Source organism: Povalibacter sp. (assembly GCF_036520495.1).
Taxonomy (GTDB): domain Bacteria; phylum Pseudomonadota; class Gammaproteobacteria; order Steroidobacterales; family Steroidobacteraceae; genus Steroidobacter.
The window spans coordinates 26,342-49,222 of the sequence record NZ_DATDJO010000066.1; the positions used below are offsets into that span (position 1 = coordinate 26,342).

Below are 22,881 nucleotides of genomic sequence, written 5' to 3' on the forward strand. Positions count from 1 at the left end.
GCGCGCGCTCTGCGACGGGAAGGATGGGGTGAGGAGCTTGGCGGACCCGGTCAGAACCGGGAAACACAACGCAAGTGGCTGCTCTGAAATCAGGATGGCGCGACTCAAGCGCGGTGTGCGAAGCGAATCACCACGACAGATCGCCACTGCACAAATGCTGCGGCGACCGCTTCAATGCCGTGGTGAACCCTACCGAAGGTCTCGCCAAGCCCCTCACCCGTCCTCGTCACCTCTCCGGGTGATTTCCGGCGCAGCCTCCTCCCGTCGCACGGCCGACAGGCGCGCGCGGCCATGATGCTGCCGTCGCCAGATGAAAAGGCCGGCAATGCCGGCCTTCGTGTTCTGAACTAACCGCCAACCGCTTTCCTAGCCCTTGATCACCGTATGCAGCACGATGTTGTTCTCGAAGTAGACGACGTAGCCGGGATATTCCCAGCGCGTGATCGGCGGTTGACCGACGGCGGCCTCGCGGTTGGCCGGGGCGCCGAAGGCGGCTTCGACCTTATCCATCGACATGCCACGGCTCGGCGTACTGGAACTCGCTGACGTGGACGCGGGCATCTGAAGTTCGTCGGCATTCACGGGCGCGAACGCGGGGGCGAGCGCGGCCAGTGTGGCAACAATCCAGGGCGCAGAGCGCATGGGAAACCCTCCAGGTAACAACGCACTCACTCTATAGCAGCGCTTACATAAGGACCAAGCGCGCAGCCGTGGTTTGGTGCCCCAGGTCACACTTTCCCATGACGCCGGAAGACTGGCCTGCCAAGGGAATGCCGCTGGCTTTTCAGGCCCGTTCCGCCCTAAGGTTCCCATCGAGCGGTCGTGCCGAACCGCGGTCATGAACCCAAGGAATGATGACCCTGAGTTTCACTGCCCAGATCCTGCTCGGTCTGCTGGTCTTGCTGGCGCTCCTCTTTGGCTGGCGTTGGTGGACCGCTGCGCGAGTTGGCCAGGGCCGTGCCAGGGGCAAGGGCAGCGGTGAGCGTGTGATGCCGTCGCCGCTGCGAGTGGCGATCGGATTCGTCACCAATTTCTTCGACACCCTCGGCATCGGCTCTTTCGCGCCCACGACGGCGCTGTTCCGTTTGCTGCGAGTCGTGCCGGACGAGCTGATTCCGGGCACGTTGAACGTCGGTCATGTCCTCCCGACGCTGCTGCAGGCGCTGATTTTCATCGCCGTCATCGACGTCGATCCATTGACGTTGGTGACGATGCTAGCCGCGGCAACCGCAGGCGCCTGGCTCGGCGCCGGTATCGTGACGCGGTTGCCGAAGCGAGCCATTCGGGTCGGCATGGGCATCGCATTGCTGGCAGCGTCGCTGCTGTTCCTGCTTGCCAATCTGCAGTTGTTTCCCGCGGGCGGTGCTGCGTCCGGTCTGCGCGGCGCGGCGCTTGCGTTCGCCGTCGCGGTGAATTTCATCCTGGGCGCCTTCATGACGCTGGGCATTGGACTGTATGCACCGTGCCTGATCCTGGTCAGCATGCTCGGCATGAATCCGATCGCTGCGTTTCCGATCATGATGGGCTCCTGCGGCTTTCTCATGCCCGTCGCGGGATCGCGCTTCGCCGCGAGCGGCCGCTACGATCTGCGCGCTGCGCTGGGATTGTTGATGGGTGGCGTGCCAGCCGTCCTGCTCGCTGCGTTCATCGTGAAACAGCTGCCACTGTTCTGGCTGCGATGGCTGGTGGTGGTCGTGACCATCTACGCCGGCATCCTGATGCTGCGCGGCGCTTTCGGCGCACGAATGCAGGTACCGCGCGGGGACGTGGAACCCCTATAATCCGTCGCGCATTCGTAGCCGAAGGACGCTGCCCGCCTGCTGCGTCGGCTTCCAACAACTCCACGGACCCACTCAGCCGACGCATGTTCCATCCGCTGCCCTTGTTTCTTGGCCTGCGCTACGTGCGCAGCCGCGGTCGCGGTTTCTTCGTGTCGTTCATCAGCTGGATCTCGATGCTTGGCATCTGCGTCGGGGTGGCCGCGCTCATCACGGTCATTTCAGTCATGAACGGACTGGAGTCGGAGTTGCGGACGCGATTGCTGAGCCCGGCATCGCATGCAACGCTCGCTGCGCCCCCCGAACGCATGCGCGACTGGCAGGCGCTGGCGGATAAGGCCCGACATGAACCCGGCGTGACCGGCGTGGCGCCGTATCTCGATCTGCAGGGCATGGTCGGGCGCGGCCAGGAGTTGCGTCCCGCGCTGATTCGCGGCATCGATCCGTCGGTCGAACCGCAGGTGTCTGACATTGCAGCGCACATGACGGCGGGATCGCTCGACCTGCTCGTTCCCGGCGAGCAGCGCATCGTGCTCGGGTCGGGGCTCGCCTGGTCGATCGAGGCGCGCGTCGGCGATGAAATCACTGCGCTCGTTCCCACCCGGTCCGCGGCGGGTGAGGGCATGGTCGCGGGCATCGATCTCACACCTCGCATCCAGACATTCAAGGTCGTTGGGATCTTCGAAGTGGGATTGCAGGAACACGACACGCTGCTGGCGCTCGTCAGCCTGGAAGACGCCTCGGCGTTTGCCGGAACCGGCGGTTCGCCGACCGGTCTGCGTCTCAAGTTCGCCGACGTATTCGCTGCGCCCGCGCGTGCGCGACAGATCGCGACCGAACTCGGCGGCGGCTTCGATATCAGCGACTGGACCATCGAGAACGCCAGCTACTTTCGCGCTGTCGGCATCGAGAAAAAAATGATGTCGCTGATCCTCATGCTCGTGGTCGCGGTGGCTGCGTTCAATACGGTCTCTGCGCTCGTGATGGTCGTGAACGAAAAGCGCACCGACATTGCGATCCTGCGCACTCTCGGGCTCTCGCCGCACGCGATCCTGTCGGTCTTCGTCACGCTGGGCGTCGTGATCGGCTGGTTTGGCGCGCTGCTGGGATGCCTGCTTGGATTGCTGCTCGCCTTCAACGTGGAGAGCATCGTGCCGGTGCTCGAGAGTATGCTGGGAGTCCATATCTTCGATCCGACGGTCTACTACATCACCGAGGTGCCGTCGGAGGTTCACTGGCCGCAGGTCATCGCGATCACAGGCACAGCGCTGATTCTCACGGTGCTGGCGACGATCTATCCAGCGCTGCGCGGTGCGGCCACCGAACCGGCCGAGGCGTTGCGCTATGAGTAGGTACGAACTGCTCATCGGCCGGCGCTACCTGCGCGCGGGCCGCGGCAATCGGTTCATCTCGTTCATCTCCGTGATCTCGATGCTCGGCGTCGCGATCGGCGTGGCCGTACTGATCGTCGTGCTGTCGGTCATGAATGGTTTCGAGCAGGAATTGCGTGTCCGCATTCTGAGCCTGACCTCGCATGCGTCGATCAGCGGATTCGGCACGGGTCTGGCCGATTGGCAGGGGCTCGCGGCCAGGGCGCGGGAGAATCCGGAGATCCTCGAGGCAGCGCCGTATGTCGAAGATCAGGTGCTGCTGGTCGCACGCGACAAGAGCAGCGGTGCGGCAGTGACGGGTGTGCTGCCGGAGCAGGAGCACAAAGTCTCGGCGATCTCCGACAAGATTTCAGCCGGTTCGTTTGACGATCTGGCGGCCGGCAAGTACGGCATCGTGCTCGGCTCGGAACTGGCGAAGGCGCTCGGCGTCGCTCTGGGCGATCGTGTCGTCATTGCGACTCCGCAGCCGGTGATCACGCCAGCGGGCGTCATGGCCCGCATGCGCGGCTTCAAGGTCGTGGCTATTTTCTCGTCAGGAATGTACGAGTTCGATCGCAACCTGGCCTACGTGCACATGGCCGATGCCGCGAAGCTGTACCGGATGGGCGATGAAGTCACGGGCCTGCGGCTCAAGCTCAAGGACATGTTCGTTGCGCCGCGCGTGGTGCGCGACCTGGCCACGTCGCTGGGCGGCGGTTACTACATCGACGACTGGACGCGCAAACACGCCAATTTCTTTCGCGCCATTCAACTCACGAAGTCCGTGATGTTCGTGATCCTGCTGCTGGTCGTGGCAGTCGCTGCGTTCAACATCATCGCGACGCTCGTCATGGTCGTGAAGGACAAGCAATCGGATATCGCGATCCTGCGGACCATCGGCGCGACGCCGCGCAGCATCCTCGGTATTTTCGTCACGCAGGGCACCGCGATCGGCCTGATAGGCACGCTCGGTGGTGTGGCGCTGGGCGTCCTGATCGCCGTGAACCTGGAAAATCTCGTGCATGGACTGGAGTCGCTGCTCGGTATCCAGTTCATGGATGCCAAGGTCTACTACATGAGCGACCTGCCGGCGAAAGTGCAATGGGCCGATGTATTCAAGATCAGCCTGACGTCCTTCGGGCTGTGTTGTCTCTCGACGATCTATCCCTCGTGGCGCGCGGCCAAGACGCAACCGGCGCAGGCGTTGAGGCATGAGTGAGATCGGTCAACTGGCGAACCGGCCGACTGGCCAACGGGCCGGAGTCCGAAGCGGTGCCGATCGCAGGTGCGTTTCTTGTTCTTTCTGGCCAGTCGGCCGGTTGGCCAGTTAGCCAGCCGGCCCTGCAAAGGTTTTCCCAATGTCCTCTCCCGTCCTTTCCTGCTCCGCGCTGACCAAGCACTTCCAGCAAGGCGATACGCGCGTCGATGTGCTCAACGGCGTTGAGCTCGAGGTTGCGCCGGGTGAGCGGCTGGCCATCGTCGGCGCTTCCGGCTCTGGTAAAACGACGCTGCTGCAGTTGCTGGGCGGACTCGATCTGCCCAGTTCCGGCCAGGTGAAGATCATGGGTCAGTCGGTGAGCGATCTGACCGATGCGGCCCGCGGCGAGTTGCGCAACCGCTCGCTGGGGTTCGTGTATCAGTTTCATCATCTGCTGCCGGAATTCAGCGCGCTCGAGAACGTGGCCATGCCGCTGCTGATTCGACGTACATCCGTCGAAGAAGCCAAATCGCGAGCGCGCGAATTGCTCAAGCGAGTGGGGTTGGAATCGCGCTTGGAGCATCGACCGGCGCAGATGTCGGGAGGTGAGCGGCAACGCACCGCAGTCGCGCGTGCGCTGGTGACGAATCCCAACGTCGTGCTGGCGGACGAGCCGACAGGAAATCTGGACGGCAACAATGCGCGTCAGGTATTCGACTTGATGCTGGAACTCAACCGCGAACTTGGCACGGCGTTGATCATCGTGACGCATGCACCGGAACTCGCCGCCAAGCTGCAGCGAACCCTGACGCTGCAGGACGGTAAGCTGGTCTAGGCGGATGGCGCTTGCAGTGCACGCACTCCAGATCCAAGGATAAGAAGTCTCCACGGGGTGACACGGGGTGAGGGCAAGGAAAGGATGCGTTCTTCTGACCCCGTGTGTTCCCGTGTACCCGGTGGAAATCTCCGGTTCTTCTTTGCTGTGCTTACTGCGACGCTTGGCTAAGTGCCATTGGTCTAGGCGTCAGTTCTTGGCTTTGCCTTGCGCGCGCGATATTTGAGAACCAGTCCCAGATGCCAGACGGTGCCCAGCAGCACGTAGCCCAGCGTTGCGCTCACGCAGCCCATCACGAAGCAGCCGAGCAGGAAGGGTTTCCAGATCGGTAGCAGCTCCGTCGACAGCCAATTCCACGTCAGCTCGAAATGCATCGGTTCGGGATGGATACCCAACAGCATGCAGCCGACCCAGTAGGCGAACATATAGAGCGGCACGATGGTCAGCGGATTCGTTATCAGGGTGCCCAGCACGGCGGCCGGAATGTTCAGGCGCAGCGCCAGCGCGGACACAGCTGCCAGAACGATGTGCAGCGGTACCGGTGAGAAGGCGAGAAACAGTCCGAGCGCGAACGCACGCGTGACATTGCGCCGGTTCAGCGACCAGTAGACAGGATGCTCCAGCAGCAGCCGGAAGGGCCGCATGAACCAGCGTTCCTTCCAGCGATGACGCTGCCGGCTGAGGGGTTTGAAAATGCGTCGGGGCATGTGACAGGCAGTTGGACCGTGCGCAGGCTTCAGGCAAAGTAGCCCTGCGTCTGCAGGCGCCTGCCGAGGCGTTCAGTGGGGGCGCAAGTATCGCAGGTCGGCGCGTTGGCATCAGCAGGGAAGCACGTTCCCGTTCCGCAGGGAGGCGGACATGCTGCGATTCGCAGTCTCATTTCTCATCGGTATCTGTTGTATCCACGCCTTGCCGGGCCTGCCCGACCCGTGGCCATGGGCGTTGGCCGCGGCCTTGCTGCTGGGTACGGCGCTCGCCTTACGCTCGGTAGTCGTTACGGCATTGGTCCTGGGGCTTGCGTGGGCCTGGTTCGGCGCGGCATCACGTCTTGCAGACGATCTGCCGTCGCAACTCGAAGGCGAGGACCTGCTCGTGCGCGGCGATATTGCCTCGCTGCCCGATGCAAGAGGCACCGATGTGCAGTTCGAGTTCGTCGTTACGCAGGCCGCAGCTGGAGTGCCCTCGCGGATCCGACTCTCCTGGTACGACGCTGGTGAACTGCCGCGCCCCGGCGAGTCGTGGCAACTCAACGTGCGGCTCAAGCGTCGCAACGGGTTTGCGAATCCGGGCGGCTACGACTACGAAGCGCAGTTGTTCCGGCAGGGAGTCGGCGCCACCGGCTACGTCAGAGACGATTCGCGCAATCGCCGACTGTCGCCGCCCCAGACTCGCTATGCCGTGCTGCGGGTGAGGTCGTGGCTGGCCGCGCGTATACATCGTGCGGTCGGCGACGATCCGATGCTCGGCATCCTGCAGGGGCTGGCCGTCGGGGAAACGCAGGCCATGTCCGCAGCGCAGTGGCGGGTGTTCGCGGCGACCGGCATGACGCATCTCATGGCGATTTCCGGCCTGCACATCACGATGGTAGCCGCGCTCGCAGCCTGGGCGGGAGGCAGCCTGGTTCGCTGGCGGCGCGCACAACGGTATCGACTGACGGCAATCCATGGGCAAGTGATCTGCGGCGTCCTGGGCGCGCTCAGTTACTCATTGCTTGCCGGCATGTCGGTCCCGACGCAGCGGACGCTGGCCATGCTGTGCGTGGCATTTGCGGCGCGGTTGCTGCGACGGGAATGGGGGATCGATCGTACGCTGGCGCTGGCACTGCTGGTCATTCTGCTGATCGATCCGCTGGCGCCGCTCGCGCCGGGCGCGTGGCTGTCCTTCGGCGCGGTGGTGGTCATCCTGCTGGCGACGAGTGGTCGTCGTGAACGCGACGGCGTACTGCAGAATTTCACTCGCGTGCAGCTCGCGGTCACCATCGGACTCGTCCCCGCAGTCATCGCGGCGTTCGGCAGCCTGTCGCTGATCTCACCGTTGACCAATGCGATCGCCGTGCCGTTGTTCACGCTCATCATCGTGCCGCTGCTGCTGGCGGGATCGTTGCTCGCTGCACTGTGGATGCCGGCGGGAGCTTTGGTGCTTTCCGGAGTTGCGCAATTGCTGAACTGGATCTGGCCGGCATTCGAGCAGGCGGCCGCGCTGCCGCTCGCGATGTGGCATTTCCCGGCGTTGCCGCTGCCTGTGCAACTTGCGCTTCTGTGCGGCGCGCTCGCATTCGTGCTGCCGGGAGTTGCGCCGACCCGTGCTGCAGCGGCGTTGCTCTGCCTGCCGGCGCTCATCTGGCGTCCCGCAGCGCCAGGCGAGGGTGACTTCAGGATTACGTTGCTGGATGTCGGGCAGGGACTCGCGACCGTCGTGCGTACTCACTCGCACGTGCTGGTGTTCGACGCGGGTCCGGCCTTCCGCAGCGGCCGCGATACCGGCGAAATGGTGGTCCTGCCGTATCTGCGCAGCCAGGGTCTGCGCAAGGTGGACACGCTGATGGTCAGTCACGGCGATCTCGATCATCAGGGCGGCATGGTGTCCATCATCGACGGCATGCGGGTCGAGCGGCTGCTGGCCGGCCCGTCGGTCAGTCAGGCATCGATGCCGGCCGATGTCTGTGCCATGGGTCAGGCGTGGCGCTGGGATGCGGTCGACTTCGAGATCCTGCATCCGGCCCCGGACGCCGCGGGTCATTCCGATAACGAGTCGTCCTGTGTCCTCAGGGTGTCAGGCATCGGCGGCAACGCGCTCCTGACCGGCGATATCCAGTACGAGAGCGAGGCGGCGCTCGTGTCGGCGGGACTCGGACAGATCGATATCGTCGTCGCGCCTCATCATGGCAGCCGGACATCGTCGACACCGGTGTTCGTCGAGGCAACGACGCCGGGCTTCGTGCTGTTCGCGGTCGGCTATCGCAATCGCTGGGGCTTCCCCAAGCCGGATGTCGTCGAACGCTGGCAGGGCAGTGGGGCGCGCGTATTTTCCACGCCGCGAAGCGGCGCCATCGAGATCGACGTGGCAGCGGATGGCGTGCGGCCGCCCCGGGAATTCCGTCAGGAACATCCACGTTACTGGCGTGCGCGAGAACCTTAAGTGCACCGGCCGGATTTCGTTGCCTGATCCGCAGAATGAGTGACGGATGTCATCAGACTCGGTTGGGGCGTCAATGTTAGTATGCGCGCCGACAACAAAGGCCTGACAACCGAAGACCCGCATGTTCGAAATCGTCAAAGCCGGCGGCATCGTAATGGTGCCGATCATCCTGGCCTCCATCGTCGCCGCCGCTATTTTTCTGGAACGCCTCTGGACCCTGCAGGCGCGACGCGTCGTCCCCGCCGAGCTGACCGACAAGGTCTGGAAATGGGTGGAGTCGGGCCAGATCAGCGACAAGCACGTCTATGCGCTTCAGCAGAATTCGCCGTTGGGCAAGATCCTCGCGGCCGGTCTCGCCAACCGCCATCGCGATCGCGCGATCATCAAGGAAAGCATCGAGGATGCAGGCCGTCACGTCGTCCATGAGCTCGACCGCTTCATTGGTACGCTGGGGACGATCGCCTCGCTGTCGCCGCTGCTCGGACTGCTCGGCACCGTGACCGGCATGATCAAGACATTCAACGCGCTCTCCACGCAGGGCACGGGCAATCCCATGGTGCTCGCGGGCGGCATCGCCGAAGCGCTGATCACCACGGCTGCGGGCCTCACGATCGCGATTCCGGCGCTGCTCGCTTACAAATACCTGCGAGGCCGCGTAACCGGCCTGGTGGTGCAGATGGAGAAGGAGGCCATCAAGCTGGTGCAGGCCATCGACGATACCGAAGGCCGCGGCGCATGACACCCTCATGAAGCTCCGGCCTTCCCAGGACGAAGAACCCGAACTGAATCTCACGTCGTTGATCGACGTGGTGTTGCTGCTGCTGATCTTCTTCATGGTGTCCACGACGTTCGTGGATGAGTCTCGTATCGAGATTCAGCTGCCGCAAGCCAGCGCGGAAGCGCCGCCTGAAGTTAAAAGTGCGCCGATCGAAATCACGGTAACGGCGTCGGGCGAGTACCGGGTGAACGGCAAGACCCTGCTCAACAACAGCCAGACGACCCTGTCGGCCGCCATCGCGAAGGTCGCGGGCGAAGAGCGCGACAATCCCGTCACCATTCGTGCGGATGCGCGTACCACCCACCAGTCGGTCGTGACGGCGATGGACGTGGTCGGCCGGCTCGGCTTCCGCGGCATCAATATGGCGACCGTCAACGAAGCCGTCGGCACGTCGACGCCCTAACGATTCTTTTCCCATGACATCTACGGAACACCGGTCCAAGGCTTCTTCGAGCTGGCAGATCTATCGCCGCCTGCTCACCTATCTGAAACCGCACCGGGGCATGTTCGCGCTGGGGCTGTTCGGTGCGACCATCTATTCGGCGAGCATGGTGAGCTTCACCATCTTCGCCAAGTATTTCGGTGACGGCACCTTCGAGCAACGCGATCCGCGCACTATCGTGCTGCTGCCGATCGCGCTCATCGTGCTGTTCTTTTTCCGCGGCCTGGGTGATTTCACGCAGACCTACTGCATGGGCTACGTGGGTCGCCGCATCGTGAAGCGCCTGCGTTCCCAGATCTTCGAGCGCGTGACGCAGCTGCCGGTCGGCTACTACGACCGGAATTCGACGGGTGCATTGCTCTCGCGGCTGACATTCAACACCGAGCAGGTGGGACAGGCCTCGACCGACTCGATCACCGTCGCGGTGCGTGAATCGCTGACGCTGTTCGGTTCGATTTTTCTGCTGATCTATCTGAACCCGCGCCTGGCGTTGATCACGCTGACGATGGGCCCGATCGTGGCGTGGCTCGTGACCATCATCAATCGCAAGTTCCGCCGCTACAGCCGCCGTATTCAGGACTCGATGGGTGATGTCACGAGTGTCGCCAAGGAGACCCTGGAGGCGCCCCGGGTCATCAAGGTGTACAACGCCCAGGACTACAAGAACGCGCAGTTCGAGGTGGTCAATGAACACAACCGACGCTCGAACATGCGGCTGGTGCTGACCAAGGGGTTGTCCAACCCGGTCGTGCAGATGGTGATGTCGTTCGGTTCGGCGTTCGTGCTTTCGATTGCGATCTCCGATGCGATCAACAATCGCATGAGCATGGGCGATCTGCTGGCGTTCCTGGTGGCCCTGACGCAGATCGCGCAGCCGTTGCGCAGTCTGGTGAGCGTTGCTGGTCCCATCCAGCAGGGCATCGCCGCGGGCGAGAGCATTTTCGATCTGATCGACGAACCCGCGGAGCCCGCAGGCGGAACCTTCAAGCCGGAACGTGTCAGCGGAGCGATCCAGTTCGCAGACGTCAACTTTGTCTATCCGGCCGGCACCGGGACCGCCCTCAACAGCGTGAGCTTCGAGGTGGCGCCCGGCGAAATGATCGCGATCGTCGGACGCTCCGGCAGCGGCAAGTCGACGCTGGTGAACCTCCTGCCGCGTTTCTATGACGCCACGTCGGGCTCGATCCGCGTCGATGGCCACGATGTCCGCGAATATGAGCTGCGCGCATTGCGCGAGCAGATCGCGCTCGTCAGTCAGGACGTCGTGCTTTTCAATGACACGATCCGCGCCAATATCGCCTTCGGACGCGATGCCACGCGCGAGGCGATCGAAAGCGCCGCGCGCGCGGCGCACATACTGGAGTTCGTGCGCGAACTTCCGGCAGGTCTCGACACCGTCGTCGGCGATCGTGGCGTGCTGCTGTCCGGCGGACAGCGGCAGCGTATTTCCATCGCACGCGCCTTGCTGAAGAACGCGCCGATTCTCATTCTCGACGAAGCGACCTCGGCCCTCGATACGGAATCGGAACGCATCATCCAGGGCGCGCTGGAAAGCCTGATGCTCGATCGCACGACACTGGTGATCGCACATCGCCTGTCGACGGTGGAGAAAGCGGACCGCATCCTCGTGATGGAGGCTGGTCGCATCGTGGAATCCGGAACGCATCGCGAGCTGGTGGCGCGCAACGGCCAGTATGCCGCGCTGCATCGCATGCAATTCAGCGCCTGACGCGTGAAGGCCGACCCGTTCCTGCAACAAGTCTGGTACCGCGGGCAGGCGCGCTGGCTGCTCGTTCTGCTGCTGCCGCTGTCAGCGCTGTTCTGGCTCGTCGTGAAGCTGCGTCGGGCGGCATACCGGGTCGGGCTACTGCGCTCACACACGGTCGGTAAGCCCGTCCTCGTGATCGGCAACATCACCGTCGGCGGCACCGGCAAGACCCCTTTTGTCATCTGGCTGACCGAATGGCTGCAGGCCAGGGGCATTCAGGTCGGTATCGTGCTGCGTGGCTACGGCGGTCGCTCGACGCACTGGCCTCGCGATGTCCATGCGGATACGTCCGCCGAAGAAGTCGGGGACGAAGCGGTGCTGCATGCGTCGCGCACCGGTGCGATCGTGGTTGCAGGGCCTGATCGCGTTGCTGCCGCGACGCGCGCCATCGAACGCGGCGCAGCCATCGTGCTGTGCGACGACGGGCTGCAGCACTATCGCCTGGCACGCGATGGCGAGATTGCGGTGATGGATTCGCAGCGGGGCCTCGGCAATCGTTGGTTGTTGCCTGCCGGACCGTTGCGTGAACCCGCATCGCGATTGAACACGGTGGATCTGATCGTCAGCACGCAACGATCTGATGCTGGTCGGATGGCGTCCGGCGGAGCGACATCGGTGACTGCAACGGCGCGTCTCGCCGATGCAATTGCGCTGCGGAGCGGTGAACGGCGCGCGCTGAGTTCTTTCGCAGGCTCGCCTGTCCATGCTGTGGCCGGTATCGGCAATCCTCAGGCTTTTTTCGATGGCCTGCGGCAGGCGGGACTCAGCGTAGAGGGGCGAGCGCTGCCCGATCACGCAGCGTTCAGTCGCGCGGATATCGAGTTCGGTGATCAGGCGCCCGTACTGATGACAGAGAAGGATGCAGTCAAATGCCGCGATCTCGCCGATCATCGACACTGGGCTGTGCGGCTCGATATCGATGTGGCCGAAGCGGATCTCGCCCGGGTCGAGGCACTGCTCGAGCGTGTTATGGGCGCGTCCCGGCGAACGGGTTAAGCTTCGCTCATGGATACCAAGCTTCTCGATATTCTGGCGTGTCCGGTCTGCAAGGGACCGCTGCAGTACTCAAAGTCCCGGCAGCTGCTGGTCTGTCGCGCGGATCGGCTGGCGTTTCCCATCCGTGACGGCATTCCCGTGATGCTGGAGGACGAGGCGACGCGGCTGGAGCCGACCGACGCACTGCTGCAGAACTGACCCATGTCGTTCAAGGTCGTCATCCCCGCGCGCTACGCGTCCACGCGGTTGCCTGCCAAGGCACTCGCCGACATCGGCGGACGACCGATGGTGCAGTGGGTCGTTGCTGCCGCCGGGAAAAGCGGGGCAGATGAAGTTCTCGTCGCCACCGATGATGAACGCGTTGCTGCCGCTGCTATCGACAGGTCGGGACGCAACGTCGGCATCATGACCCGGGCCGATCATCAATCAGGAACGGATCGCATCGCCGAGGTTGCGACGCAGCGCGGCTGGTCCGACGACACCATCGTCGTGAACGTGCAGGGCGACGAGCCGAAGCTGCCGTCAGTGCTGATCGATCAGGTGGCGGAACTGCTGGCGAAAACGCCTGCGGCTGATATCGCGACCCTGAGTACGCCGATCACCAGCCTCCACGAATTTCTCGACCCGAATGTCGTCAAGGTCGTCACGGCCCGCAGCGGGCTCGCGCTGTATTTCAGTCGCGCGCCGATCCCGTGGCATCGGGACGGTGCCTCACGGGGACTGACGAGCCAGACCAGCATTCAGGGCGCGCAGCGTCATCTCGGCATTTATGCCTATCGTGTCGCGGCCTTGCGTTCGCTGACCGCGATGCCGCCCAGCGATCTAGAGATGACCGAGAGACTGGAGCAACTCCGCGCGCTCCAGACCGGAATGCAGATCGCGGTCAGTGTGGCCAGCGAAGTGCCGGGTGTCGGCGTCGACACGCCCGAGGACCTCGAGCGCGTACGCGCGCAATTACACCCGGTCTGATTTTCCGGGTGCGGCTTTACCACGGGAAAGTTGGTCCTACAGAGAATCACTCAGACTGTCCCTACTTCCGCAGGGTTCGACTCCGATCGAAGGGAGCCCGCGGGAAAGTCCGACCCCGCTGAACAAAGATACGGCGCCCGCACTCGGCATGGTTGCGTTCGCGGGTGGCAGGAATGCGGTAGCGAATGCAGATGTGGGCCTGCGACCGCAGCCGTGTGAAGGCAATGCTCTACCGATGCCAGGGCCCCCGGCCTATCGCTAATATATGTCTTCACGAGGGGTGTCGGCGGACGACACGACGCCCATGTTCCGGATATTCACTCTTTGAGCATCCAAGCCTATGCGCATCCTCTTCGTCTGCCTTGGAAACATTTGCCGTTCCCCTACCGCCGAAGGCGTGTTCCGTCGCTTGCTCATGGAGCGTCAGTTGGAGCAGCGCTTCGAGGTCGATTCCGCCGGCACGCACGACTATCACGTCGGAAAGCCACCCGATGCGCGTTCGATTGCGGCGGCGCGACGGCGCGGTATCGACCTGTCGGGCCTGCGGGCGAGAGCGGTCGATGCGCGCGACGCCGAGCGCTTCGATCTGATTTTGGCGATGGATGACGAAAATCTGGATGAACTACGCCGCCGTTTCGATGCGACGTATCACCATCGGCTGGCGTTGATGATGAGCTATGCGCCTGACGCGCGGACGAATGCGGTGCCGGATCCGTATTACGGCGGCGAGCGAGGTTTCGAGGAAGTGCTGGACCTGCTGGAGCAGGCGGCTGAGGGCTTGCTCAGCGACCTGTTGAGTCGCGACGCCAATTCGAAGTAACAGCGTGGGCGAGGGGCCGGGGAGGCCCCTCGCGTTGCTGTCGTATTACTCGTCCCGGCGTGGTGTGGTGCCGGGCGCTCCGCCCCAGGAGCTCGAGCTGCTGCCGGGTCCCGACGACCACACAGTGAACTGCTGGCCACTTTCGGGCGCAGGCGGGCTGCTGTTAGAGGGCTCGGCTGCGCGAGGTGCGGGCGCTGACGAGGGCTCGGGCCGTGACTCGCGCGGTGCGGATTCGGTCCGGGGTTCGCGAGGTTCGGGCGCAGCTGGCGGCAGATCGAGGCTCTGCTGTGGCGCCTCGCGACGCGGCGCTTCGCTGCGAGGAACTTCGCTGCGGGGTGCCTCGTTGCGCGGTGCCTCACTACGAACATCCGCCGATTCCCCGCCTTGATGGTCGAACGATGCGGCGGGTGAATCGCCGTGCTCGCCAGCGCTGGCATTGCCGCCAGTCGCTCCGTCTTCGCCACGGTCTTCACCGCGACCACGACCGCCGCGACGACGACGGCCGCGACGGCCGCGACCACCGCGTTCGCCGCGACCTTCGCCTGCTGCACCTTCCGGACGCTCGCCAGGGCGGTTGGCCGCCTGCGGCTGTTCCGGGCGTTCGGACTTCACTTCCGGCTTCAGTTCGGGCTTCAGCTCGGGCTTCAGTTCCGTTTTCTGCTCCGGACGTTGTTCCGGGCGCTGGTCCGCGCGCTGCTCGGGCCGCGCCTGCGGCTGTTGCTGACGCGGAGGGCGCGGGCCTTCATGGCGCGCTTCGCCGCCTTCTCGCGGTTTGCGATCGTGACGCTGCTGCGAGTCGCGACGCGCTTCCTGCGGGGCGGGCCGATCGCCGGGCTTCTGGTCGTGGCGGGGGCGATCGCGATCGCGTCCATGTCGGTCGCGGCCGGAGCTGGGACGTCCTTCGTGCCGATCGCGACGCTGACTGTCGCGGCGCGGCTGCGGTTCCGGCTTCACCGGTTGAGCTACCTGGCTCGCGCCACCGAAGAAGAAGCGCCAAAGCTTCACGAAGATGCCGATCTGTTCTTCCGGCGCGGCTGCTGCCGGAGCGGCCGGAGCGGCTTCGATCGCGATGCTGGCTGGAGCGGGAATGCTCGGCAGGGCGGAGGTGAGCACCGCAGGCGCCGCGGTGGCGACCGGCTTATCGACGACCGTGCTTTGCTGGACGGAGGGCGTCGGTACCACCGGGATCTGGTGGCTGATGAAGTTGTTCTCCGGGAACTGCGATTCATCGTCGCGCACGCGGCGAATGTCGTAGGCCGGGGTCTCCATGTATTTGTTGGGTACCAGAACGACTTCGGCGCTGCTCTTGGACTCGATGTTGTTGAGCCACTCGCGCTTCTCGTTCATCAGGTACGTCGCGACTTCGACGGGAAGCTGTGCGATCACCTTGACGGTGCGGTCCTTGCGCGCCTCCTCGCCGATGAGACGGAGCAGGGCGAGTGCCAGGGATTCGACGCCGCGAATCGTGCCCATGCCGTTACAACGCGGACAGTTGATATGAGCTGCTTCGCCGATGGAGGGGCGCAGCCGCTGGCGTGACAGCTCCAGCAGGCCGAAGCGCGAAATGCGTCCGATCTGGATGCGGGCACGATCCTGCTTCACGGCATCGCGCAGACGATCTTCGACGGCGCGCTGATTCTTCTGCGACTCCATGTCGATGAAGTCGATGACGATCAGGCCGCCGAGGTCGCGCAGGCGCAGTTGACGTGCAATTTCGTCGGCGCCTTCGAGGTTCGTGTTGAGCGCCGTCGTCTCGATATCGCTGCCACGGGTGGCGCGAGCGGAGTTGATGTCGATCGATACCAGTGCCTCGGTCGGGTCGATCACGATCGAACCGCCGGATGGCAGATTGACCTTGTGCGAGTGGGCCGACTCGATCTGGTTCTCGATCTGGAAGCGCGTGAACAGCGGGACCGGATCCTCGTAGAGCTTCAGCTTGCGCAGGCTGGCTGGCATGAAGCGCTGCATGTACTGCTGGGCTTCATTGAAGACTTCCTGGTTGTCGACGAGGATTTCTCCGATGTCGTCAGCGAGGTAGTCGCGCAGGGCGCGGATGATGGCTTTCGATTCCTGATAGATCAGGAATGATGCTGGCTTGCTCTGCGCTGCCTCGACGATGGCATTCCAGACTTCCTTGAGGTTATCCAGATCCCACTGCAGTTCTTCGGCAGTGCGGCCGACACCGGCGGTCCGGACGATCGCGCCCATGCCCTCGGGGATCTGCACCTGATCGAGCGCTTCGCGCAGCTGCTCGCGGTCTTCACCTTCGATCCGACGCGATACGCCGCCCGCGCGGGCATTGTTCGGCATCAGGACCAGGAAGCGGCCAGCGAGGCTGATGAACGTGGTGAGGGCAGCGCCCTTGTTGCCGCGCTCTTCTTTTTCGACCTGCACCAGGATTTCCTGGCCCTCGTCCAGCAACTCGCGAATGTTGCGATTGCCCGGCGCACCGCCGCTCTTGAAGTATTCCTTCGAGACTTCCTTCAGCGGCAGGAAGCCATGGCGATCGGCGCCGTAATCGACGAAGCAGGCTTCGAGACTGGGTTCGACGCGGGTGATGCGTCCTTTATAGACGTTGGATTTTTTCTGTTCTTTGGATGGTATTTCGATATCTAGATCGTAGATTTTCTGTCCATCAACCAGAGCGACTCGCAACTCTTCTTCCTGAGTTGCATTGACGAGCATTCGCTTCATGAGACCCTTCTGAATAACCAGGGGCCACGAAATCACGCCAGGCGGACGCCAGCGAAGGAGCAAAGGATCGATCGGAAAGTGAGGTCATCCGATAGTTACCGGCACAGGTTCGTATCCTGCACGTTGTTTTAATCCTGCCGCTGCGGGCCCGCTCAGTGACGCTGCGTCGACCCGGATCCCGAGTTGCGGGTCCGGCATCGCCGTTCGCGTGGCCGAGCGATGGCCTTGAGGGGAAGTGGCGAGCCGGAAATCCTGGCGATGGAGGGGTGCAGCGTCGGGCCACCAATAGTTGTGGCCGAGGTGCCGTACGAACCTGCAAGCGCGTCGACCGGAACTGTCTTCAACGATCGGCGCGAACATCATCCATGGATCTTCAGGGAAGCAGATCCCATCAGGACCAACTAAGATGCAACGCCTCCTGTGACTGGCCCCGGGGTAATTGGCCCGTAGGGCACGGCCTTGAAACGCTGCGTTGGTGCTTGAGTTCAGCCGATCAGTGCTACGTGATCTGCGAACGCCAGCGAAAATCGCGACGGAATATAACAGGCCACCTTTTTTCAATCAATGGCTTACGCACACTTTGTGCGCCCAGAGCAAATGCCCACCTCGACGCGATCCGATACCCCCGACCCGATGAAGCCCCAGGAAGCTGTTGCCCGCCCGATTACGGGCCTCGATCCCGGCAAGGTCAGTCAGCTCGAAGCCGGCCCCGGCGAAGACGGGCAGCGCATCGATAACTTCCTGCTGCGGATTCTCAAGGACGCGCCGCGCAGCCTCGTGTATCGCATCCTGCGCAGCGGCGAGGTGCGCGTGAACAGCAAGCGCATCGGTCCGGACTATCGATTGGTGGCGGGTGATCGAGTGCGCGTGCCGCCGGTCAAGCTCAAGCCGCGTGAGCCAACGGATTCTCCATCGCGATCGCTACGTGATTTCATCGCAGCAGCCGTGATTCATGACGATCGCGACCTGCTCGTGATCAACAAGCCGGCCGGTGTCGCCGTGCATGGCGGGAGCGGATTGAGTCACGGAGTCATCGAGACATTGCGAGCTCTGCATCCGGAACTCAAGGAATTGGAGCTGGTGCATCGACTGGATCGTGAGACCAGTGGTTGCCTGTTGATCGCGAAGCGGCGTGCCGTGTTACGTGAGTTGCATGCGATGTTTCGCGAGCGTGAGATGGCAAAGCGCTATCTGACGCTGGTCTGCGGCAAATGGCCGTTCGGCAAGAAAACCATCGACCTGCCATTGAAGACAAACCAGAAGCAGGGCGGTGAACGCGTCGTGCGCGTGCATGCAGAAGGGCAGGCCGCGGTGACGACATTCAAACCCGTCACGCATTTCGGCAAGCTGGCAACACTGCTCGATGTCGATCTGGGAACGGGCCGTACACATCAGATTCGCGTGCATGCCGCGCACGCCGGGCATCCGGTCGCCGGTGACGAGAAGTACGGCGATCGCGAGCGGGATGCATTGCTCAAACCCTTCGGTCTGAGTCGCATGTTCCTGCACGCCCATTCGCTGAGCTTCGAGCGCGCGGGTCAGCCGTTCACCATTACGGCGCCGCTGCCGCCTGAGCTGCAGTCGGTGCTGGACGCGCTGGCGACGAAAGCCAAAGGTTCTTAAGGAAGGCAGAATCCTGCGCGCCTTAATGCGCCCGATAGCCAGATCAACGGCAGGCCGATGAGTGCGGTCGGGTCCTGCGACTCGACCCGATCGAACAGCGTGATGCCGAGTGCCTCGACCTTGAATCCGCCTGCGGAATTCACCGGACGTTCGCGGGCCACATAGCGATCGATCTCCTCGTGGGTGAGCTTGCGGAAGTGGACCGTCGTCACGTCGATATGACCTTCATTCGATCCCGTATCTGAATTCACGACGTGCACAGCCGTGTGAAATGTCAGCCGCTGGCCGCTGAAAGCGCGCAACTGCTCGACGCAGCGCTCGGGGTTGCCCGGCTTGCCGATGACTTCCTTGCCGAAGAGCGCGACCTGGTCGGAGCCAACCACCAGGCTGCCCCGATGCCGGTGCGCGACGATCTCGGCCTTGGAGCGGGCCAGCCGGCTGGCGAGGTCGATAGCGGTTTCCCCAGGCAGAGGTGATTCGTCGGCGTCCGGTGCGGCCACCGTGAAGCGGATTCCAAGGCGTTCCAGCAGCTGGCGGCGATATTGCGAGGTCGAGGCGAGAACCAGTCGTGTGGCGCTCGAGGTGGCGGCAGGTCGGGTCATGCAGACGGACTCCGGATCAGGGTTGATTTCCAGGTGATCGAATGCGAATCGATCTCCTAGAAAAACAAGCATTTATCAGGCTTTTTCTTTTGACAGCCCGGGGGGTCGCCGCTAGTATACGCGCCCCATGTCGCGACCCTATGGCGTCCAAGCCGCTGTTTTAGCCGGTAATTCAATCGACGCCTCGATCTGCGCGCATTCGGGAACCACGGTTGAGCGACGCTTTGCGGCTGCGGATCTGCCACGACTGCGCGATGCGGGCGCACTGGACGGTTCGCAGCTTACTGCCCGATTCGCCTTTTCGCGGTTCGAAGGTCGGATTGCGATCGATGGCGAGTTGCAGGGAACGATTGCATTGCCTTGCCAGCGCTGCGCGAAGCCGTTCGAGTTGCCGGTGGACGAGCAGTTCCGGCTGATCGTGGCGCGAGAGGCCAAGGATCTCGACGAGGAGCCGGGCGGATACGAAGCGGTGCTGGCCGATCCGGTACGGCTCGATCTGCAGGTACTTGCAGAGGATCAGGCGCTGCTCGCGTTGCCGCTCGTGCCGAGGCACCCGGTGGAGGATTGCGACGCGCAGATCGCTGCTGCAGTCGAGCCTGCCCCGGTCGAAAGCCAGCCTACGCAGAAGCCCTTTGGGGATCTGCGCGACCTGATGCGCAAGCGCTAAGGCGCTGCAGAGACGAACAGATACGTTTGCTACGGAGTGATCAGTCATGCCTGTCCAGAAAAGCCGAAGAACCCCGTCGACCCGCGGTATGCGCCGCGCTCACGACAAGCTGAGCCGTCCCGCCATTTCCGTGGACGCGACTTCAGGTGAGAGCCACACGCGCCATCGCATCACGCCGGACGGTTTCTATCGCGGCAAGAAAGTAATCGCCAGTCGCAGCAAGTCCGACAGCGAATAGTCCTTAGCGTGCCGTGATCTCGCGGCACCCCTTGATTCTCGTACCTTGGGTACACGGCGGACCGTCACGATCGCAGTGGACGCAATGGGAGGCGATCACGGCCCGGCCGTGACCGTCCCTGCGTCGCTGGATGCGCTCGCCCGCGCGGAGGACCTGCGCATCGTCCTGGTCGGCCGGAGCGATGCGGTTGCACCGCATCTGACGAGCGATGCGGCCCGGCGCTTTGGCGATCGGATACGACTGCAGGAAGCTTCTCAGGTCATTACGATGGACGAGAAGCCGCAGGATGCGTTGCGCAAGAAGAAGGATTCTTCGATGCGTGTCGCCATCGACCTCGTCAAAGCGGGGGAAGCAGACGCCTGTGTCAGTGCCGGCAACACCGGCGCATTGATGGCCACGGGCCGGTTCGTCCTCAAGACGGTCGAGGGCATCGATCGCCCGGCGATCATCTCCCGCATCCGCGCGCGCCATGGGCATACCCAAATGCTCGACCTCGGCGCCAATTCGCAATGCACCGCTCAGCACTTGTTCCAGTTCGCCGTCATGGGAGCCGTCGTGGCGTCCGACATGCACGGCGTCGCCAATCCCCGGGTTGGTCTGCTCAATATCGGCGAAGAGGAGACCAAGGGCGGCAGCGTCGTCCAGGAGGCGGCGCAGCTCTTGAGCGCGAGCAAGCTCAATTACATCGGCTTCGTCGAAGGCAACGATATTTTCTCGGGTGAAGTCGACGTCGTCGTTACGGACGGGTTTACCGGCAATGTGGCGCTCAAGTCCATGGAAGGGCTGGTCAACATGCTTGTTGGTGCGTTGAAAACCGAATACACGCGTAATCCGTTGCGTTACCTCGGGGCGCTCGCGTCCTGGCCGGTGATTCGCTCATTGCGACGCGAGTTCGATCCGCGAACCTATAACGGTGCCAGTATGGTCGGACTCACTGGGGTCGTGATCAAAAGCCACGGCAGCGCAGACGGGGTGTCCTTCGGCAATGCGATCCGCGTCGCGCTGATCGAGGCCCAGAAGGGCGTACCGACACAGATCTCCGATCTGCTGAGAGCGCAGGCACAATAGTCAGGCGCTGGCCCGGTCTGCGGTGAACTTGCCTGGCGCCTGACGGTCAGGTCGTGTAGATAATCGGGGCCGCGCTTGCTGGGTGAACCAATGCTGTTACGCAACTTCCTGCTGTCGATTTCCGCTCTTGTTTCGTGGCAGCTCGTGTCACCCGTGTTGGCGGCGACCTATCCGATCCCTGCAACGGGCTCTGTGCTCGGGCAGATCCAGGTCGTGACTGCGAAGTATGAGGATACGTTTCTCAGCCTGGGGCGCCGCTACGGCGTCGGCTACGAGGAAATTGTCGCTGCGAACCCGGGCGCGGATCCCTGGTTGCCGGGGGAGGGCACGCAGATTGTCATTCCTTCCCGCTACATCCTTCCCGACGCGCCCCGCGAGGGGATCGTGGTCAGCCTGGCTGAGCACCGCCTCTATTACTTTCCTGCTCCCAGGGCGAATGAAGTGCCGGTGGTCATCACTTATCCCATCAGCGTCGGCAAGATGGACTGGAAGACCCCCTTGGGCCTGACCCGGATCACGGATAAGCGCACGCGTCCGATCTGGTATCCGCCCGAGTCGGTTCGCAAGGAGCATGCTGCTGACGGCAGGCCGTTGCCGAAAGCGGTGCCGCCGGGCCCCGACAACCCGCTGGGCAACTACGCAATGCGTCTGGGTATACCAGGTGGGGCGTATCTGATCCACGGGACGAATCGTCCCGAAGGTGTTGGCATGCAGGTTACTCACGGCTGCATCCGCATGTACCCGGAGGACATCGAGCAGTTCTTCAAGATGGTGAATGTGAACACGTCCGTTCGCATCATCCATCAGCCATACAAGATGGGCTGGATTGGCGATGAGCTCTACATGGAAGTTCATGCTCCCCTGGAGGGCAGTTCAGAGCAGGATGCCCGTAGCCTGACGCAGATCACGCGGTTGCTCGTGACTGCGACTCAGGATCGCCCGGGCGGCGTTATCGATTGGGCGAAAGCAGAAGAGACTTTCAGTCGGGCAACGGGAATTCCCGAGGCCGTCATGCTCGGCACACCGACATCGCAGTTGGTCGATACGCCCTGATCGATCGCGTGATGCGGCGGGATGATTCCGCGGCATAGTGATGAACGATTCCTGAGAGGCGGCAGGTGTGTGGCTGCTAGAATCGCGGCCGCGGACCCTGCGGTACGAGGCTATCCTTTCCACCGAGTTAGTCCATGGCTGAGGCTGTGGGGTCCGCCTTCTCTTGGCCTGATGGCGGACTGGTCGATGGCCAATTTGGCCAGAGGCAGATTATCTCTTTCGTATTGAGAAAGCAGATGAAGCGGGCCCCGGTCCGGCGCCACTTCATCCCAAGGCAAGTGCGCAACGTTCGACAGATGGCAGAAAAGAAAACGCCGCGCAATGCGCGGCGTTTTCATATCGACCGAAAGTTCTTGCCGAATTACTTCGACACGGACTTCTTGAATGCGCGGTCGATCTTCTCGTTGGTCGCATCACAGCAAGCCTGGCTGGCCTGGGCGGCCTGCAGAGCCTGGTTGGCGGCGCTCTGCGCGCTGTCAGCCGACGACTTTGCGGACTGAGCGGCGCTGGCAGCGGAATCAGCAGCAGCCTTCGCTGCAGCAGCATCCTGCACGGCCTTGTCTGCCGTTGCCTTGATTTCATCGACGTACTTCTGCGATACGCAGCCGCTGGCCGAAACGAGCACGAGGGCAGCAATGCCTGCCTTGAGCGCGGTGGAGATGACGTTCTTCATGATTTCTTTCCCCTTCTTCTGGGTCGGACAAAAAAGGACCGGAGCGAAAATTTCACGCCTCTTAATCCGCGAGTCTCATGGCTTGTTCCCGCAGATATCGCCTCAGAAGCCTTTTATTTGTAAAAGCTGCCAGGCCGAGTCGAGCGCGGAGAATACAAGATTGACAGAGCG

General features: G+C 63.0%; 22 protein-coding genes and 1 pseudogene. 18 read left to right on the top strand and 5 right to left on the bottom strand.

The genetic code is table 11. The features are described 5' to 3' along the window. Nucleotides 1-366: 366 nt before the first annotated feature. On the bottom strand, nt 367-642 hold the full coding sequence (locus VIZ63_RS22420) for a hypothetical protein (protein ID WP_331612044.1): 276 nt from the start codon (nt 640-642) through the stop codon (nt 367-369). Nucleotides 643-851: 209 nt separating this feature from the next. Between VIZ63_RS22420 and VIZ63_RS22425 the strand changes: the two genes are divergently transcribed. The 4 genes from VIZ63_RS22425 (at nt 852) to lolD (ending at nt 5,181) form a co-directional block, all read left to right on the top strand. After that, entirely contained in the window at nt 852-1,781 is a 930-nt protein-coding gene (locus VIZ63_RS22425; RefSeq protein ID WP_331612045.1) for a sulfite exporter TauE/SafE family protein, read from the top strand. Nucleotides 1,782-1,864: 83 nt separating this feature from the next. Beyond that, nucleotides 1,865-3,130, top strand: coding sequence for a lipoprotein-releasing ABC transporter permease subunit (locus VIZ63_RS22430; RefSeq protein WP_331612046.1), 1,266 nt, complete (start codon nt 1,865-1,867; stop codon nt 3,128-3,130). Next, nucleotides 3,123-4,367 (top strand): lipoprotein-releasing ABC transporter permease subunit, encoded by a 1,245-nt coding sequence (locus VIZ63_RS22435; protein WP_331612047.1) that lies wholly within the window; start codon nt 3,123-3,125, stop codon nt 4,365-4,367. The genes VIZ63_RS22430 and VIZ63_RS22435 overlap by 8 nt, the downstream gene beginning before the upstream one ends. Before the next feature lie 139 nt (nt 4,368-4,506). After that, nucleotides 4,507-5,181 carry a lipoprotein-releasing ABC transporter ATP-binding protein LolD gene (gene lolD / locus VIZ63_RS22440; RefSeq protein WP_331612048.1) on the top strand — a complete coding sequence of 225 codons (675 nt, stop codon included), beginning with the start codon at nt 4,507-4,509 and terminating at the stop codon, nt 5,179-5,181. 182 nt (nt 5,182-5,363) lie between these two features. On the opposite strand, the gene VIZ63_RS22445 is transcribed toward lolD, so the two are convergent. Further along, nucleotides 5,364-5,888 (bottom strand): DUF2062 domain-containing protein, encoded by a 525-nt coding sequence (locus tag VIZ63_RS22445; protein WP_331612049.1) that lies wholly within the window; start codon nt 5,886-5,888, stop codon nt 5,364-5,366. Nucleotides 5,889-6,039: 151 nt separating this feature from the next. Here VIZ63_RS22445 and VIZ63_RS22450 point away from each other — a divergent pair, with 151 nt between their 5' ends. From VIZ63_RS22450 to VIZ63_RS25715, 9 genes are all read left to right on the top strand, one after another. After that, the gene (locus VIZ63_RS22450) at nt 6,040-8,319 is read left to right on the top strand and encodes a DNA internalization-related competence protein ComEC/Rec2 (RefSeq protein ID WP_331612050.1); all 2,280 of its coding nucleotides are present in this window, start codon (nt 6,040-6,042) and stop codon (nt 8,317-8,319) included. 121 nt (nt 8,320-8,440) lie between these two features. Beyond that, complete coding sequence (locus tag VIZ63_RS22455) at nt 8,441-9,058, top strand: MotA/TolQ/ExbB proton channel family protein (RefSeq protein WP_331612051.1); 618 nt, start codon at nt 8,441-8,443, stop codon at nt 9,056-9,058. 7 nt (nt 9,059-9,065) lie between these two features. Next, on the top strand, nt 9,066-9,500 hold the full coding sequence (locus tag VIZ63_RS22460) for a biopolymer transporter ExbD (protein WP_331612052.1): 435 nt from the start codon (nt 9,066-9,068) through the stop codon (nt 9,498-9,500). Between the two features lie 13 nt (nt 9,501-9,513). Next, nucleotides 9,514-11,268: a lipid A export permease/ATP-binding protein MsbA gene (msbA, locus tag VIZ63_RS22465; RefSeq protein ID WP_331612053.1), complete on the top strand. Its 1,755-nt coding sequence runs from the start codon at nt 9,514-9,516 to the stop codon at nt 11,266-11,268. Nucleotides 11,269-11,271: 3 nt separating this feature from the next. Beyond that, the gene (gene lpxK, locus VIZ63_RS22470) at nt 11,272-12,303 is read left to right on the top strand and encodes a tetraacyldisaccharide 4'-kinase (protein WP_331612054.1); all 1,032 of its coding nucleotides are present in this window, start codon (nt 11,272-11,274) and stop codon (nt 12,301-12,303) included. Nucleotides 12,304-12,312: 9 nt separating this feature from the next. Further along, nucleotides 12,313-12,501, top strand: a complete 189-nt coding sequence (locus tag VIZ63_RS22475) for a Trm112 family protein (protein WP_331612055.1) — start codon at nt 12,313-12,315, stop codon at nt 12,499-12,501. A gap of 3 nt (nt 12,502-12,504) precedes the next feature. Beyond that, the gene (gene kdsB, locus VIZ63_RS22480) at nt 12,505-13,272 is read left to right on the top strand and encodes a 3-deoxy-manno-octulosonate cytidylyltransferase (protein WP_331612056.1); all 768 of its coding nucleotides are present in this window, start codon (nt 12,505-12,507) and stop codon (nt 13,270-13,272) included. A 340-nt stretch (nt 13,273-13,612) separates the two neighbouring features. After that, on the top strand, nt 13,613-14,092 hold the full coding sequence (locus VIZ63_RS22485; RefSeq protein WP_331612057.1) for a low molecular weight protein-tyrosine-phosphatase: 480 nt from the start codon (nt 13,613-13,615) through the stop codon (nt 14,090-14,092). A gap of 124 nt (nt 14,093-14,216) precedes the next feature. Further along, nucleotides 14,217-14,480, top strand: a complete 264-nt coding sequence (locus tag VIZ63_RS25715; RefSeq protein ID WP_414703829.1) for a pentapeptide repeat-containing protein — start codon at nt 14,217-14,219, stop codon at nt 14,478-14,480. Nucleotides 14,481-15,343: 863 nt separating this feature from the next. On the opposite strand, the pseudogene VIZ63_RS25720 reads toward VIZ63_RS25715, so the two are convergent. After that, nucleotides 15,344-16,786: pseudogene (locus VIZ63_RS25720) on the bottom strand (Rne/Rng family ribonuclease); the annotation flags it as partial. Between the two features lie 633 nt (nt 16,787-17,419). Here VIZ63_RS25720 and VIZ63_RS22495 point away from each other — a divergent pair. Next, entirely contained in the window at nt 17,420-18,409 is a 990-nt protein-coding gene (locus VIZ63_RS22495) for an RluA family pseudouridine synthase (RefSeq protein ID WP_331612059.1), read from the top strand. On the opposite strand, the gene VIZ63_RS22500 is transcribed toward VIZ63_RS22495, so the two are convergent. Beyond that, a complete protein-coding gene (locus VIZ63_RS22500) occupies nt 18,406-19,011 on the bottom strand; it encodes a Maf family protein (protein ID WP_331612060.1) in 606 nt (201 codons plus the stop codon). The two genes, VIZ63_RS22495 and VIZ63_RS22500, sit on opposite strands and share 4 nt — an antisense overlap. Before the next feature lie 127 nt (nt 19,012-19,138). On the opposite strand from VIZ63_RS22500, the gene VIZ63_RS22505 reads away from it, so the two are divergent. From VIZ63_RS22505 to VIZ63_RS22520, 4 genes are all read left to right on the top strand, one after another. Beyond that, nucleotides 19,139-19,678 (top strand): DUF177 domain-containing protein, encoded by a 540-nt coding sequence (locus tag VIZ63_RS22505; protein WP_331612061.1) that lies wholly within the window; start codon nt 19,139-19,141, stop codon nt 19,676-19,678. A 46-nt stretch (nt 19,679-19,724) separates the two neighbouring features. Next, entirely contained in the window at nt 19,725-19,916 is a 192-nt protein-coding gene (gene rpmF / locus VIZ63_RS22510) for a 50S ribosomal protein L32 (RefSeq protein ID WP_331612062.1), read from the top strand. Between the two features lie 45 nt (nt 19,917-19,961). Then, nucleotides 19,962-20,984, top strand: a complete 1,023-nt coding sequence (gene plsX, locus VIZ63_RS22515) for a phosphate acyltransferase PlsX (RefSeq protein WP_349261255.1) — start codon at nt 19,962-19,964, stop codon at nt 20,982-20,984. A 90-nt stretch (nt 20,985-21,074) separates the two neighbouring features. Further along, nucleotides 21,075-22,037 carry a L,D-transpeptidase family protein gene (locus VIZ63_RS22520; RefSeq protein WP_331612063.1) on the top strand — a complete coding sequence of 321 codons (963 nt, stop codon included), beginning with the start codon at nt 21,075-21,077 and terminating at the stop codon, nt 22,035-22,037. Between the two features lie 361 nt (nt 22,038-22,398). Here VIZ63_RS22520 and VIZ63_RS22525 read toward each other — a convergent pair whose 3' ends face one another. Further along, complete coding sequence (locus tag VIZ63_RS22525) at nt 22,399-22,710, bottom strand: alanine-zipper protein (protein ID WP_331612064.1); 312 nt, start codon at nt 22,708-22,710, stop codon at nt 22,399-22,401. Between the last annotated feature and the right edge of the window lie 171 nt (nt 22,711-22,881).

Excerpts from the sequence above, each read along its gene's own strand:
- VIZ63_RS22460 (WP_331612052.1), top strand. The coding sequence starts at position 9,066 with ATGAAGCTCCGGCCTTCCCAGGACGAAGAACCCGAACTGAATCTCACG.
- VIZ63_RS22445 (WP_331612049.1), bottom strand. The coding sequence starts at position 5,888 with ATGCCCCGACGCATTTTCAAACCCCTCAGCCGGCAGCGTCATCGCTGG.
- VIZ63_RS22420 (WP_331612044.1), bottom strand. The coding sequence starts at position 642 with ATGCGCTCTGCGCCCTGGATTGTTGCCACACTGGCCGCGCTCGCCCCC.
- rpmF (WP_331612062.1), top strand. The coding sequence starts at position 19,725 with ATGCCTGTCCAGAAAAGCCGAAGAACCCCGTCGACCCGCGGTATGCGC.
- VIZ63_RS22520 (WP_331612063.1), top strand. The coding sequence starts at position 21,075 with ATGCTGTTACGCAACTTCCTGCTGTCGATTTCCGCTCTTGTTTCGTGG.
- VIZ63_RS22425 (WP_331612045.1), top strand. The coding sequence starts at position 852 with ATGATGACCCTGAGTTTCACTGCCCAGATCCTGCTCGGTCTGCTGGTC.
- VIZ63_RS22505 (WP_331612061.1), top strand. The coding sequence starts at position 19,139 with ATGTCGCGACCCTATGGCGTCCAAGCCGCTGTTTTAGCCGGTAATTCA.
- kdsB (WP_331612056.1), top strand. The coding sequence starts at position 12,505 with ATGTCGTTCAAGGTCGTCATCCCCGCGCGCTACGCGTCCACGCGGTTG.
- VIZ63_RS22500 (WP_331612060.1), bottom strand. The coding sequence starts at position 19,011 with ATGACCCGACCTGCCGCCACCTCGAGCGCCACACGACTGGTTCTCGCC.
- VIZ63_RS22485 (WP_331612057.1), top strand. The coding sequence starts at position 13,613 with ATGCGCATCCTCTTCGTCTGCCTTGGAAACATTTGCCGTTCCCCTACC.
- VIZ63_RS22455 (WP_331612051.1), top strand. The coding sequence starts at position 8,441 with ATGTTCGAAATCGTCAAAGCCGGCGGCATCGTAATGGTGCCGATCATC.
- VIZ63_RS22430 (WP_331612046.1), top strand. The coding sequence starts at position 1,865 with ATGTTCCATCCGCTGCCCTTGTTTCTTGGCCTGCGCTACGTGCGCAGC.
- VIZ63_RS22525 (WP_331612064.1), bottom strand. The coding sequence starts at position 22,710 with ATGAAGAACGTCATCTCCACCGCGCTCAAGGCAGGCATTGCTGCCCTC.
- VIZ63_RS22495 (WP_331612059.1), top strand. The coding sequence starts at position 17,420 with ATGAAGCCCCAGGAAGCTGTTGCCCGCCCGATTACGGGCCTCGATCCC.
- VIZ63_RS22475 (WP_331612055.1), top strand. The coding sequence starts at position 12,313 with ATGGATACCAAGCTTCTCGATATTCTGGCGTGTCCGGTCTGCAAGGGA.
- msbA (WP_331612053.1), top strand. The coding sequence starts at position 9,514 with ATGACATCTACGGAACACCGGTCCAAGGCTTCTTCGAGCTGGCAGATC.
- lolD (WP_331612048.1), top strand. The coding sequence starts at position 4,507 with ATGTCCTCTCCCGTCCTTTCCTGCTCCGCGCTGACCAAGCACTTCCAG.
- VIZ63_RS22450 (WP_331612050.1), top strand. The coding sequence starts at position 6,040 with ATGCTGCGATTCGCAGTCTCATTTCTCATCGGTATCTGTTGTATCCAC.
- VIZ63_RS22435 (WP_331612047.1), top strand. The coding sequence starts at position 3,123 with ATGAGTAGGTACGAACTGCTCATCGGCCGGCGCTACCTGCGCGCGGGC.